Raw genomic sequence first — 14,606 nt, 5'->3', positions numbered from 1 at the left:
ATTTGTGCAACAGTGTTTCCTTTTTTTCCTATCTAATCAACAAATCATTTTCGTTTTATACTCTGCTTCTCTTATTTATTACATTCATGTTGATTCAGCGTGAATGGCTTCATCTTCAAAGTGGGTACGTACCGTGGCAGAACAACAAAAGAAAAAAAATAAAGCACCTTTGATTGCAACGATTGTGATTATTCTATGTGGTCTTGCAGGGGCGGGTTACTGGTACGGTTATGGACAATACTTCCAATCAACAGACAATGCGTATCTGCAAGGTGATATCACAACGATCAGCCCTAAAGTAGGCGGTTACATTGCCAAAACATTTGTTGAAGATAACCAAATGGTAAAAGCGGGTGATTTATTGGCAACCATAGACAGTCGTGATTTTGAGGCAGAAAAAGAGAAAGCAGAGGCGAACGTATTGGTTAGCTCTGCTGCAATTAAGAACCTAGCGGCTGAGCGTAAGTTGCAAGACATTCGTATTCGTCAAGCGGCGAGTGAGATTGAATCAGCCAATGCGGAATATGAGCGTGCTCAGCAACAAGTTAAACGAACTAAAGCGTTAATTAAAAAGAATTATTCGTCACAAGATGAGTTAGATAATAACGTATCACACCTTAAAGTGACGCTGGCAAATGTGGATGCTGCAAAAGCCAATTACCAAGCATCGAAAGAACAAATCAATGTGATTGAAAGCGAGATTGCTCAAGCGGAGGCTGGGTTAGTTCAAGCCAAAGCGGCGTTAGAACAAACAGAGATTAACCTGTCTTACACTAATATCTACGCGCCAATTGATGGTGTGGTAGGTAAACGTAGTTTGCGCAGCGGTTTATTGGTTCAAGCGGGCATGCCTTTGCTTAGTTTAGTTCCAACAACAGATGTATGGATTGAAGCAAACTTTAAAGAAACGCAACTGGGTGATATTGACAAAGGACAAAAAGTGTTTGTCGATTTAGATGCGTACCCAGATCTACACCTAAAAGGCATTGTTGATAGTTTTTCTCCTGCAACGGGCGCTAAGTTTGCGTTACTGCCACCAGAGAATGCGACCGGTAACTTCACTAAAATTGTGCAGCGTGTGCCGGTTAAAATCAGCATTTTAAATACGGATTTATTAGAAGGTAAGCTGATCCCGGGTCTTTCTGTGGTTGCAACGGTTGATACTCGAGGTTAGTCATGACTCAAGAATTAACGGTGACAAATCAAAATGAATCTGCCGATGTACCAATAGAACCTGAAATACCAAGACGCCATTGGATAGCGCTATTTGGTGGTTTGTTGGGGGCGTTTATGGCGATTCTGGATATTCAGATCACCAACTCATCTCTAAAAGACATTCAAGGTGCGCTATCGGCCACTATGGATGAGAGCTCGTGGATATCGACTTCTTATCTTGTGGCAGAAATGATTGCGATTCCATTAAGTGGTTGGCTATCTGTTGCGATTGGTAAGCGTCGTTATTTAACCTGGACAACCATCATTTTTGCTGTGGCATCGGTGCTGTGTTCTGTGTCTTGGAATATGGGATCAATGATCGTCTTTCGTGCGATCCAAGGCTTTAGTGGTGGGGCGTTAATCCCACTGGCTTTCTCTCTGGTTGTTCAGTTATTACCATTAAATAAGCGTGCAGTTGGGATGGCGTTATTTGGGGTAACAGCGACGTTTGCACCTTCTATCGGGCCAACATTGGGTGGTTGGTTAACTGAAAACTTCTCATGGCACTATATTTTCTACATCAACATTCCACCAGCAATTGCGCTTATTTGCATGGTCAATTACGGGCTTGATGATGAGCCATTAAAATTAGACAGCTTATTAAAAGCCGATTGGTTTGGTATTACCACGATGGCGATTGGTCTTGGTTGTTTAGAAGTGGTACTAGAAGAGGGGAACCGTGAAGAGTGGTTTAGCTCTAGTTTCATCATTACCTTATCTATTATTTCAGCAATTAGCTTAATTTATTTTGTGATTAATGAGCTACAGCATAAGAACCCTCTGGTGAATTTGCGGCTACTGAAACAAAGTCAGTTTGCGATGTCATGCGTAGCGTATTTGATATTAGGGATGGCACTGCTGGGGTCTATTTACGTGCTGCCAATGTATATGATCCAAATTCAAGGGTATAACGCCTTGGAAATTGGTGAAGTATTGATGTGGATGGGTTTTCCGCAGTTATTAATTTTCCCATTAGTTCCTAAGTTAACTCAGATTATAAAAGCGAAATATTTGGTGTTTTTTGGCTTTTCGATGTTTGGCATTAGCTGTTTTGTAAATACGCACATGAGTTATTTATTTGGCGGTGACCAATTGATTTTCTCTATGTTATTACGTGCGATTGGCAGCCCGTTCATCATGGTGCCTTTGTCATTGGTCGCGATGGAAGAGATTCAAAAACATCAAGTGGCGGATGCTTCTACCATTACTAATGTATTGCGTAATTTGGGTGGCGCATTCAGTATTGCGATTATCGCGACCATGCTGGATAACAAAACGCGTGAGCATTTGGGGCACATTAAAGAAACACTAACTAGCGTGAGTACCGACGGTTGGTATCAATTGCAACAGAGTGCAGCGATGTTTGTCTCAAAGGGCAGTGATCCTGCAACGGCTATGTTGCAAGCTAAAGCATCATTAACCATGACGATGCAGCGAGATGCCGCGATTATGGCGTATAACGATGTCTTTTTAATGATGACATTCTTCTTAGGTTTTGCTGCTTTTATGATGTTTTTTGTTAAATCAAATTCGAATCCTTCATCAATTGAAGGTGGGGCGCATTAATTTTTTATGTGTGCTCGCTTCTTCAAGTGGTTTGGGTATAATGCGGCAGAATATTGAAATGAGGTTCTCATGCGTTTAGATAAATTTTTGTGCGAAACAACAGGTGCCACTCGTAAAGAAGCAACTCGTATTATTAAAAGTGGTACGGTTACCGTTGATGGTGTGAAAACAAAGGTTACTTCAGTAAAAGTAACCGATGATTCAACCGTTGAGTGGGATGGTCGTGAACTTAAATTCCATGGTCCTCGCTATATTATGTTATTTAAGCCAGATGGTTATGTATGTTCACATGAAGACAATACTCACCCATCGGCATTAACGCTTTTAGATGAAGTTAATCTTGAGAAACTGCACTTTGCGGGTCGTCTTGATGTAGATACGACAGGTTTGGTATTAATTACTGATGATGGTCAATGGTCACATAAGATCACATCACCAAAACGTAAGTGTCCAAAAACGTACCGAGTGTGGTTAGCTGAATCTATCGGTGCTGATTACGCTGAGCAATTAGCAGAAGGTATTCAACTTAAGAGTGAAACTGGTTTAACTATGCCAGCGGTAATGGAAATTGTTGATGAAGACGAAAACGAACTTCTACTAACGATTCAAGAAGGTAAATATCACCAAGTGAAACGTATGTTTGCAGCGCTTGGTAATAAAGTTGATGGCTTACACCGTTCTCAAATTGGCGGTTTAGGTTTAGATTATTCTCTAGAGCCTGGTGAATATCGTTACCTGACTGAAGAAGAAGTTGAAGCCGTATTCGCATAGCTTCTAGCCGCTTTATAAAGAAAAAAGGTATGATCTCGGTCATGCCGTTTTTTTATACTATTAGCGGGTATAAACATTTGAGCATCCTTGCGTAAATTAGTGCAAAGTTCTAAGAATTGATAAGCAGATAAACGTTTGTCGTGTTAAAATTTCAAACTCCTTTTGCTCTTTCTTTTTGTAGGTTCAGTTATGTCCACAAGTTCTAGTGCTTCTCCTGAGGTACCCACACTCAATTTATTACTCATTGTTATTTTGGGTGCTATTGCGGCATTAACTCCACTTGCAATTGACATGTATTTGCCAGCAATGCCAAGTATTGCGGCTGACTTAGGTGTATCTGCCGGTTCGGTTCAAATGACATTAACGGCTTATACTGCCGGTTTTGCTATTGCTCAGCTTATTCATGGCCCGCTTGCTGACAGTTATGGCCGTCGACCTGTTTTAATCATAGGGACTATTTTATTTGCCGTGTGTGCGGTGATTGGTGCTTTGGTTGATAGTATCGAGTCCTTAATGTATATCCGAGTATTACAAGGCGTAGCTGGGGCAGCGTCATCAGTGGTTATTCAGGCCATTGTTCGAGATATGTTTGATAAAGAAGATTTTGCGAGAACCATGGCGTTTATTACCTTGGTTATGACCGTTGCACCATTAGCGGCGCCTATGATTGGCGGGCATTTGGCGGTGTGGTTTGGCTGGCGTTCTATCTTTTGGTTATTGGCCGTTTTTTCGGTATTAATCATTTTTGCGATTTTGTGGAAAATTCCAGAAACATTAAAAGAAGAGAATCGCGAACCGTTCAAATTAAGCTCTTCTTTACGAAATTATTTATCGCTATTTAAGAACCCGGTATCACTTGGGCTGATCTTCTCTGGTGCATTCTCATTCTCTTGTATGTTTGCATTTTTAACTGCTGGCTCATTTGTTTATATTGATATTTATGGCGTGAGTGCTCAGAACTTTGGTTACTTATTTGGTTTAAATATTGTTTTTCTAATCATTATGACGACGCTAAATGGCCGTATCGTAAAACGAGCGGGCTCTCATAATATGCTAAAGTTGGGGCTGTCGATCCAGTTGTTCGCTGGCATACTGATGATGATTGGTCAGTGGTTAGGCTGGGGGTTATGGGGAACGGTTATCCCAGTGGTCTTGTCGGTTGGGTGTATTTCTACTATTGGTAGTAATAGTATGGCGTTATTATTAAGTCATTACCCTAAAATGGCAGGGACAGCGTCTTCTCTAGCTGGTACATTACGTTTCGGTACTGGCTCATTAGTTGGAGTCGGTATTGCAATGCTGCCGTCAGATTCGGCTTGGCCTATGGTAGGCGCAATGACGGCGTGTTCAATTTTATCTTTTGGTTGTTATTTTGTTTTTGGGCGAAAAGCGTAAATGAGTGAAAAAAAATCAGTGCAGTATTATCAAGAAATTCAGCGTGTAATCAATGCTGCATTAGGTGATTTACAAGAGTCAAAAGACAGTGGTCGTTTGCCTAAAAATCCTGTCAGTGCGAACCATTTTTTAATTCGCTGGGTAACTACTGCAATTAAGTCACAGCGCTTTGCTCATTGCGTAGCCGGTGATCTAAAAACATGGCAAAAAGAAGGGCGCACAAAAGGAACGGGTACTGAGTTGCCGACTCGTTTTGAGCATTACTCGCGTTTATATGGTGAGTTAGCGTCTGTTGAAAACACAAAGTCTATTACAAAAGAAGCGATTTTAGCGTGGGGTGAGTTTTTAGAAGAAGAGAAAGAGTGGTGTGTAACAACAGAATACGAAGTACTGCCAAAGGCGTCGTTATTTTCTGATGGTGATCACTCGTTAATTATCTGCTCTACACAGCTTGAATCGTGTTTTGATGGTGAAGATGATTCTGCCGAGTTAGTGAAACCATTAACCTGTTATGTTCGCGGTAATCACCATGAGTTTATTGAATCTGCTTATGAGCATGGTTTGATGGTTCACAAGCGTTCTGATTATAAGTCGAAAGTGAAATATCATGGTGAGTACCTGATTTTCCCTCGTAACCACAGTTTACAATTAGCAGAAACACCATTTTCATTTAATGTGAAGAAATAGAGTTTCTCTTTTATTTATAATAGTGAAAAGCGCAGACTATCTGCGCTTTTTTTGTGTTTGCTGCTTTTTGATTATGGTTTTTCTTTTTACTCTTTTTACTCTTTTGGTATTTATTCGGCTTCTGCTTTTTTACAAATCGCTTTCACCATGCCTTTAAAAATAAACAAATGCGCAGGGAACATTGCGAACCAATACATTAACCCCCAAAAGCCTTTAGGGTGCCACCATGCACGGACATCTAACTGGCGATGATTCTCATCTATCTCTTTGATTGAAAACTCTAATCGTCCTAGCCCTGGGGCTGTCATTCCAAACAGTAATGATAAGAACTTATTCTCTTCGCAACGAATCACTTTCCATGAATCAATATAATCGCCTAGTTGTACTTTTCCTGATTCAGGTCTTCTTCTTATCGGGAATGAACCTCCAAGTAAAGGGTCTAACCATTCTCTGGTTCGCCATAATGCGTTTGCGAAGAAATAGCCTTCTTTACTGCCTAAACGTTCAATTACGGTCCATAATTGTTGAGCTGAGGCAGTGGTTGTAAAGTTTGCCCCTGCTTGTTTTGGATAATAACCATAATCTGATTTCCAACGTTTTAATGCGCTTGGATCAAAGCCCCAAATCTCGGTTTTTATTGTTTCGTCATTGGTTTCTTGGGCCTTATTTATGGCATCAGATAATGAAAGCAACGGTTGTGGGAATGTGCGTTCTATCTTTGAGTTATCCGCAATTAAATCATGGTCTATGCCTGCTAATAGTGCTCGGCCTAAATCTGATGGCACAGAAGTGACAATACCAAGCCATAAACCAGCAAAAGAAGGGGAAATAAACCGCGTTGGAATGATTTTTATAGAGCGATGATTACGTTTGGCAATGAGATGAAATAGATCTTGGTAGCTCACCGTTTCAGGGCCGCCTGCTTCAAAGGTGATAGAGTCGGCTAACGGGTAATCAATGCATTGAATTAAGTAATGGTTTAGGTTTTCTATCGCAATCGGGTTTGCTTGTGAATTAATCCAAACCGGACAGATTAATACCGGGAAATGGTTAACAAAATCAGTCATGATTTCAAAAGCGGCAGAGCCCGTACCAATGATGATTCCTGAATTGATTTCTATGGTAGGGATACCTGTTGAACGCAGTAATTCACCAGTTTTTTTACGTGCTAGTAAATGTTGAGATTGATAGCCTTCTGGCTGTAAGGCACTTAAATAAATGATTTTAGACAGAGATGATTGTTCTGCTGCGATTTTAAAGTTTTCAGCAAGGGAGACTTCATAATCAATAAAATCATGACCATGGGACATACCGTGAACTAAAAAGTACGCAATGTCACAGTGTTCTATTATGGGAAGAATAGAATCAGCTTCTTCTAAGTCAAGGTAATGACATTGTAAGTTTGGATGGTTAACAACTCTATCGAGTAGGTAATCTATATTACGAGCGCAAGCAATGACGTTATGTCCTTGTTGTAATAGTTGTGGGATTAATTGTGACCCCACATACCCAGAGGCTCCAACGATTAAGATTGTCTTTTTTTTATTCAAGATTATTCCTTTATCTTGTGAATATAAATATTAATTACATTTTGATTCTAGTACAATTTGTAGGCATATACCTAATGGATCTTATGTAGTGCAAATGGTTAATTTGTTGTTTATTTGAGGTTCTTCATGTCTGTTTTTCTTTCTAATGTCATTGGTCACACTCGTGGTGAGTTTCTTAAGCGATTATTAATGATCGCCATTCCTATTGCCTTGCAAAATATTATGTTTTCAAGCCGTGGCTTAGTGGACGTACTTATGCTCGGTCAATTAGGCGAAGCTGAGATTGCCGCGGTTGGTGTGGCGAGCCGAGCAACATTTGTGACGACGATTATGTTGGTTGGTGTAACAACAGGCGGCGCACTATTAACCGCCCAATATTGGGGAGCACAAAATAAAGAGGGGGTACGCCAAAGTACCGCACTCACTTGGATGGTGAGTATGGCAATGGCGACCATTCCTGTTGTACTGTTCTTTTTAATTCCAGAACAAATTATGTCATTGGCGACTGACTCTCAAGAAGTCATTGATTTGGGGGCTGATTACCTCTTTATTACTGCACTTACCATGTATGTAGTTTCTTGTGGCAGTAGTATGGCGGTTGGCTTACGCTCTATTCATCAACCGGGTGTTAGTACCTTTTTTAGTGGTATTGGCATTGTCGCCAATGTGTTTTTTAACTGGGTGCTAATCTTCGGTAATTTAGGCGCACCAGCAATGGGTATTAAGGGGGCTGCATTAGCAACCTTGATCAGTGGCATTATTGAAATTGTCTTTTTATATGGCTACCTTTACAGCCGATCGCACTTATTAAGCTTTGGTATTGAAGAGGTTAAAGCGGTATTAAATTGGCCAAAAATTTCTAAGTTCCTTTCTTTATCTTTGCCTACAACGTTTAACTTTTTGGTCTGGTCTGCAGGGATATTTGCTTATCATGCCATTATGGGACAGTCAGGCGTTCAAGGTTTAGCTGCGCTGTCGGTGATTTCTCCTATTGAATCTATTGCACTTAGCTTTCTTATTGGTGCTGCGGGGGCAGCTTCGGTATTGATCGGTAACCAGCTTGGCGCTAAAAAATATGAAGCGGTGTATTACCAAAGCTGGGGCGTATTGGGTTTGAGCGTTGCAACCAGCATGGTTATTGCACTGTTTGTTATGGTATTTCAGCATCAAATTTTGGATATGTTTCCGGCATTAACCACTGAAACACGTGCGATTGCTGAGAAGTTTATGGCTATTCTTGCCATTATTATTGTGATCCGAAGTGTGCCATTGACGGCAATCGTTGGAGTGCTGCGTGCTGGAGGAGACGTTAAGTATTGTTTATACCAAGATATTATCTCTCAGTGGTTTATCGGGATCCCAATTGCTGCAGTTGGTGCATTAGTCTTAGGTTTACCTCCTGAGTATGTTTATGCCCTATTTGTGGTGGAAGAAATAGTGAAATGGTTTGGTTCAATTTATCGAATGAAATCTAAAAAATGGATTAAAAATCTGGTAGATGCGTAAGAAAAGTGCCCTTTTTGATTGGCATTAGTAGCAAGAGAACCCTGTGACTATAAAAAGCTTTATGAAAGCAGGGTTATAGTGTAGATTCTGTTGCCGACATCACAAAAAGCGTTGAGGGAACACATGTTAAAACTGACAAACTTGAATAAGGGATATTTGGATGGTGGCGAGTTTCATCCAATCCTTCAAGGGGCAGAATTAACAATAGAACAAGGCGCTCAAATAGCATTAATGGGTGAAAGCGGCTCCGGAAAAAGTACGCTTTTAAACCTTATCGCAGGGTTAGACAGTGTAGACAGCGGTGAAATTGATATCGCTGGTTTTGCTATGCACTCCCCAAAACAAGGCACTCGTACTTCTTATCGTCGTAATAATATCGGCCTTGTGTTTCAACAGTTTAATCTTCTTCCTACATTAACCATTGCTGATAACATTCGTTTTTGCCGTCAATTAAAAGGCTTACGAGATGATGATGCATTATGGCGTCAAATTATTTCTGCTCTCGATCTTATGCCATTATTGGGCCGTTACCCTGAAGAAGTGTCAGGAGGGCAGCAGCAACGTGTAGCGATAGCTCGAGCCTTATACATGGAACCTAAGTTGTTGTTGGCTGATGAACCGACAGGCAGTTTAGATGAAAAAAATGCAGAAGCTGTAATGCGTTTATTAACTCGTTTATCTCGAGATCTACATTGTACCTTATTGTTGGTGACCCACAGTGAGAAAGTCGCTGATCACATGGATGGCTTGGTAAAACTTCAGGGAGGCTTGCTGAATGTTATTGCCGGTAGCTAAAGCGCTTCTTGGACATTACCGCAGGCATCCATTACAAATATTTTTAGTATGGCTGGGCTTAACTCTAGGTGTCTCACTTCTGGTTGGTGTTTTAGCCATTAATCACCATGCTAAAATGAGTTATAACGAAGGGGAAAAATTATTTTCAAATCCTTTCCCTAATCGTATTCGTGCCATTCAAGACAATACCGCTATTCCTCAAGCGTTTTATATTAACTTACGTCGGGCTGGTTATACCCAGTGTATGCCCGTACAAACGCAGCATTTAGAAACTAAAGACGATATAAATATTTCGGTTGTTGGGATTGACCCAGTTGCATTGATGCAGATATCTGCGAGTAACCTTGCCAAAACCGATGACATGCTCTCGTTAATGCGTCCTCCATTTCCGATCTTGATTAGTCAGCCCTTAGCATCCTATTTTAGTTTGGATGATGGCGATTACATCGAACTGCAAAATCAATCTAATATTGGCCCTGTTATTATTGATAAAGCGCAGCGTTTGTCTGGTTCCCGAATTTTTTCTGATGTCGCTTTAACTAAAATGTTAGGCCATAAAGCGGGTTTTGATATTTTGCTTTGTGGCGAGATGTCAGATAAGAAAAAGGAACGTTTAGAGAGAATGCTGCCAAGAGGCTTGCAGCTTGAAACACATAAAGAGTCAGGGTTAACCGCGTTAACTAATGCGTTCCATATCAACTTATTGGCAATGGGCATGCTCTCTTTTGTGGTCGGGCTATTTATTTTTTATCAGGCAATGTCACTCTCTTTTATTCAACGTCAGCCATTGGTGGGCACATTACGACAAATTGGAGTATCAACTAAAGAGTTGATTATTGCCATGAGCCTCGAAGTTTTTTTATGGGTTATTATTGGTTGGGTAAGTGGTAATTTCTTTGGTTTGCTATTAGCAAATGAATTGATGCCAACCGTATCTAATAGCTTGTACTCATTATATAACGCTGATGTAGATCTACTTATTACATGGAGTTGGGATTGGAGCTACCAAAGTTTATGGATGGCCATTCTTGGCTGTGTACTGGCTTGTGGTTGGCCATTGTATCGATTGTTAAGTATTGAGCCCATTCGATTGACTGCTCGCTTATCGTTGGCGAGATTTGCAGGTAAAGAGTTTGAGGTTCAAGCCATTATTGCGGGTGTCTTTTGTGTTGCGGCTTATTTGATCAATCTATTACCTCACAGTCATGAAAATGGATTTATGTTGATCGGATTTTTAATGATCAGCGTTGGTTTATTAACGCCATACATTATTTGGAAGTTTTTTGACTGGCTATCTTATCGACTACCTTCTGCAAAAGCGCGTTGGTTTTTTTCTGATTCAGCGGCGAGTTTAAGCTACCGTGGAGTCGCAGCGATGGCCTTTATGTTGGCATTAGCATCAAATATAGGTGTGGAGACCATGGTGGGTAGTTTTAGGGCTACGACTAATAATTGGCTTGAACAACGCCTTGCAGCAGATATTTATATAGAGCCGAGTAAAGTATCTGCCAGCCGTATTAGTCATTGGTTAGAAAAGCAACCGGAAGTTGAATCCGTATGGAGACAATGGAAAATTGATTATCAAACCGAATATGGAAATTTGGAAATTTTAAGTTCAGGACCAACTCTTGGTGAGAAAAACGCACTGACGATGAAAGTTGCTATCCCTGAGTTTTGGTATTCTCTTCACCACAGTCGTAGCTTGCTTATCAGTGAATCCATGGCATTAAAGTGGGATATGAAGCCTGGGGATTACTTAGATCTTCCTGCGCCTATGGGAGATAACTGGCAAATATCTGGGGTTTATTATGATTATGGTAATCCATATAACCAGTTATTACTTTCTCATAGTGCTTGGTTAAAAGTATTTGGTGGGCAAGGTAAGACCGGGATTGGTGTTGTGCTTAACGATATTGAGAAACGAACAGAGTTGATTGGTCGAGTGTTAAAACAATTCCGATTACCGGTTGAGCAAGTTAATGATAATAATAATATCCAAGTGAAGGCGATGAAGGTCTTTGATCGTACTTTTATTGTGACAGGAACGCTTGGAAATTTAACGTTAGTTATTGCTGTTTTTGGTCTGTTTTTTGCGACCTTAGTCGGTGAGGTTTCACGTCAACGACAGACTGCATTATTACGTTGTTTAGGCTTGTCGGGTAAAGAACTTATTTTATTAGGTGGCTTGCAACTCCTTACCATTGGGTTATTTACTATTTTAATCGCACTGCCGCTTGGTATTATTCTTTCTCAATTGCTTATTGATATTGTAATGAAATATGCGTTTGGTTGGACAATGCAAATCAATTATTTCCCCATGGAATACGTAATGACATTTGCATGGACACTATTGGCATTGACGGTTGCAGGTGCAGCAACGGTTTGGAGGGTGACAAGGCGACAAGCTATCATCTCATTAAGGGAGTCACTGTGATGGAACAAAAGGATGTTAAGAAAATTAGCCTTACAATATCACTCTTAATGTGTGTGTGTATTGTTGGGGCTGCTCTTGCTTATTACATCAATTGGAAAGAGGTTGATACAGTCGGAGATAATGAAATCAATTCAATTTTCTCTCCGTCTAGCTATGCTTTCTTTGATCCTGTATTACCGGGAGCCCCTTTATCTTTTCCTAAAGATTTTGGGGAACATACTTCGTTTCAGCACGAAAAATGGATGATGACAGTCAATGCGGTTGATCAAGAAGGCAATAGTCTAGGTATTCAATGGACGATGTTCCGTGTATCTAATGATGATCGAGAAACCAAAGGTTGGTTAGACCCTCGCCTGTATGTAGCAAAGGTAATTATAACCACTAAAAATGGGAAGTGGGTTGATGAGCGTTTAGCTAGGGGAGGGATTGGCCAAGCAGGAATTTCGCAAAGTCCATATCGAGTATGGATTGATAATTGGCATTGGCGCAGTTTAGGACAGGACCCATTCCCTGGGATTTTATCGGCTGATTCGGATCACTTTTCATTAAAGCTTTCTATTAATGCTAATGGTAAACCAATCCCATTAGGTAATGGTGGTTACTCAAAAAAACACGACTTAATCCCAGTTGCATCACATGAATATATATTTCCCTTTGTAAACGTACGTGGAAACATTACTTTAGATAACAAAGCTTATACCATTTCTGGTAAAGCAATTTTAGAGCATGAATGGGCAAGTGGTTTTTTAGATGAGGATCAGCAAGGTTGGGATTGGTTTATTCTAAATCTTACTCAAGAGAGCAAGCTTCTTGTAGCGCAATATCGTCATAAAGAACAAGCTCCTTATCTCTATGGTGCACTGCTTTACAACAATGGTGATTATGTTTCGTTGAGTGGTGATGACGTTACTTTACAAACATTACCAGCACGTAAGCTTAAGAATGGTCGTAAATTACCCCTTCAGTGGATCATTAATGCTCCAGAATACAGGCTTAATTTAACAACTCAAGTGATGAGGAATGAGCAATGGCTTGATACGCTTATTCCATACTGGCAAGGCCCAATAACAACAACTGGTTCACATCAAGTTACAGGATTTATGCAATTAACGGGATACTAATTGTAAAAAAAGATTTTCGTTGCGAATAAAACATAGTATAACAGCTAACACATCGGTTTTTCCGAGCTTTTATCTCTGAAGAAGCGATTATTTTTGATCTAGAACAACGGGTAGACTTTTCTCTTCGTTTTTCAAAAACTAATTTTTATAAGTAAAGGACATCTTATGAGTGATGTTATTAAGAATTTTTTCAAACTAGAATCTGCCGGCGGGATTCTATTAGTCATTGCAGCAGCGATTGCGATGATGATTGCTAACTCTTCTTTAGCGCCAATGTACGATACGTTTTTACATTCTTACGTTGGTGGTATGTCTGTATCACATTGGATTAATGATGGCTTAATGGCTGTTTTCTTCCTTTTGATTGGCTTAGAAGTAAAGCGTGAGTTACTTGTAGGTGCGTTAAAGTCAAAAGAAACAGCAATATTCCCTGCGATTGCCGCGGTTGGTGGCATGCTTGCTCCTGCGCTTGTTTACGTAGCTTTTAATATCGGTGATCCTGAAGCGTTATCTGGTTGGGCTATTCCTGCTGCAACGGACATTGCTTTTGCTTTAGGTATTATGGCACTGCTTGGTAACCGTGTTCCTGTGAGCTTAAAGGTGTTCTTACTTGCTCTTGCGATCATCGATGACCTTGGCGTTGTTGTTATTATTGCTTTCTTCTACACCAGTGATCTTTCAGTACTTGCATTGGTTATCGGTTTTGTTATGACAGGGGTCCTGTTCTTACTTAATGCGAAACATGTGTCTAAAATTCGTTGGTACTTATTGGTTGGTTTTATCTTATGGGTAAGCGTACTTCAATCAGGTGTTCATGCGACGTTAGCGGGTGTGGTACTTGGTTTTGCTATCCCACTGAAAGGCAATAAAGGTGAGCGTTCTCCATTGAAACATATGGAACATGCACTTCATCCTTATGTGGCATTCTTGATTTTGCCAATATTTGCTTTTGCCAATGCTGGTATTTCATTAGAAGGTGTATCACTTGACAGCCTAAGCACAACGTTACCATTGGGTGTTGCATTTGGTCTGCTTATTGGTAAGCCACTTGGTATCTTTAGCTTCAGTTATATTGCGGTTAAATCAGGTGTAGCGAAACTACCAACTGGCGTAAATATGATACATATATTCGCGGTATCGGTGCTATGTGGTATTGGTTTTACTATGTCAATCTTCATCTCATCGCTTGCATTTGGTAGCGCATACCCTGAGTTTGATAAGTTAGCACGTTTAGGTATCTTAATGGGTTCTACTTTAGCAGCAGTGATTGGTTATATTTTATTAAGTGTTTCACTGCCTAAAAAAGCCAAAGCATAAAAGCAGAATTAACGTTTAAAAATAAGAACACCTCGCATAATGCGGGGTGTTTTTTTATCTAGAACATAATACCAATCATAGTAAATAACTGAACATCCTAGCTAGTTAAAACGCTCGATAACTTCGTTGGGATTTTTGATTGTAGAATAACTACTTATCAAAACTATTTATTGAAAAGTGCCGCCTTGTTCTCAAGCCTTTTTCCTTCGCTATTTCTGGTCACTTACTTACTGTGATTGGTATAAACAA

General features: G+C 40.2%; 11 protein-coding genes. 10 read left to right on the top strand and 1 reads right to left on the bottom strand.

Translation table 11 applies throughout. The features are described from left to right. Positions 1-103: 103 nt before the first annotated feature. The 5 genes from F8B77_RS01590 to F8B77_RS01570 all read left to right on the top strand — a co-directional run bounded on the left by F8B77_RS01590 (position 104) and on the right by F8B77_RS01570 (position 5,634). Positions 104-1,174 (top strand): HlyD family secretion protein, encoded by a 1,071-nt coding sequence (locus tag F8B77_RS01590; RefSeq protein ID WP_244298158.1) that lies wholly within the window; start codon positions 104-106, stop codon positions 1,172-1,174. Between the two features lie 2 nt (positions 1,175-1,176). Then, positions 1,177-2,781 carry a DHA2 family efflux MFS transporter permease subunit gene (locus tag F8B77_RS01585; protein ID WP_151653106.1) on the top strand — a complete coding sequence of 535 codons (1,605 nt, stop codon included), beginning with the start codon at positions 1,177-1,179 and terminating at the stop codon, positions 2,779-2,781. 69 nt (positions 2,782-2,850) lie between these two features. Beyond that, positions 2,851-3,552: a 16S rRNA pseudouridine(516) synthase RsuA gene (rsuA, locus tag F8B77_RS01580; protein ID WP_130049034.1), complete on the top strand. Its 702-nt coding sequence runs from the start codon at positions 2,851-2,853 to the stop codon at positions 3,550-3,552. A gap of 189 nt (positions 3,553-3,741) precedes the next feature. Then, entirely contained in the window at positions 3,742-4,947 is a 1,206-nt protein-coding gene (locus F8B77_RS01575) for a Bcr/CflA family multidrug efflux MFS transporter (RefSeq protein WP_151653104.1), read from the top strand. Further along, the gene (locus F8B77_RS01570) at positions 4,948-5,634 is read left to right on the top strand and encodes a DUF2913 family protein (protein ID WP_151653102.1); all 687 of its coding nucleotides are present in this window, start codon (positions 4,948-4,950) and stop codon (positions 5,632-5,634) included. A gap of 110 nt (positions 5,635-5,744) precedes the next feature. On the opposite strand, the gene F8B77_RS01565 is transcribed toward F8B77_RS01570, so the two are convergent. After that, on the bottom strand, positions 5,745-7,184 hold the full coding sequence (locus F8B77_RS01565) for a DUF2867 domain-containing protein (protein WP_151653100.1): 1,440 nt from the start codon (positions 7,182-7,184) through the stop codon (positions 5,745-5,747). A 126-nt stretch (positions 7,185-7,310) separates the two neighbouring features. On the opposite strand from F8B77_RS01565, the gene F8B77_RS01560 reads away from it, so the two are divergent. The 5 genes from F8B77_RS01560 to nhaA all read left to right on the top strand — a co-directional run bounded on the left by F8B77_RS01560 (position 7,311) and on the right by nhaA (position 14,357). Continuing rightward, positions 7,311-8,690 (top strand): MATE family efflux transporter, encoded by a 1,380-nt coding sequence (locus F8B77_RS01560; RefSeq protein WP_151653098.1) that lies wholly within the window; start codon positions 7,311-7,313, stop codon positions 8,688-8,690. Positions 8,691-8,813: 123 nt separating this feature from the next. Continuing rightward, positions 8,814-9,485 (top strand): ABC transporter ATP-binding protein, encoded by a 672-nt coding sequence (locus F8B77_RS01555; protein ID WP_151653096.1) that lies wholly within the window; start codon positions 8,814-8,816, stop codon positions 9,483-9,485. Continuing rightward, complete coding sequence (locus F8B77_RS01550; protein ID WP_151653094.1) at positions 9,466-11,919, top strand: ABC transporter permease; 2,454 nt, start codon at positions 9,466-9,468, stop codon at positions 11,917-11,919. The genes F8B77_RS01555 and F8B77_RS01550 overlap by 20 nt, the downstream gene beginning before the upstream one ends. Continuing rightward, a complete protein-coding gene (locus F8B77_RS01545; protein WP_151653190.1) occupies positions 11,919-13,040 on the top strand; it encodes a lipocalin-like domain-containing protein in 1,122 nt (373 codons plus the stop codon). Before F8B77_RS01550 ends, F8B77_RS01545 begins: the two co-directional genes overlap by 1 nt. Before the next feature lie 165 nt (positions 13,041-13,205). After that, positions 13,206-14,357 carry a Na+/H+ antiporter NhaA gene (gene nhaA / locus F8B77_RS01540; RefSeq protein WP_151653092.1) on the top strand — a complete coding sequence of 384 codons (1,152 nt, stop codon included), beginning with the start codon at positions 13,206-13,208 and terminating at the stop codon, positions 14,355-14,357. Positions 14,358-14,606: the final 249 nt, after the last annotated feature.

It is taken from the genome of Aliivibrio finisterrensis (assembly GCF_008933155.1).
In the GTDB taxonomy this organism is placed as follows: Bacteria; Pseudomonadota; Gammaproteobacteria; order Enterobacterales; family Vibrionaceae; genus Aliivibrio; species Aliivibrio finisterrensis.
The sequence above is the reverse complement of the archived record's forward strand: the minus strand, read 5'-3'. Positions and strand labels throughout refer to the sequence as shown.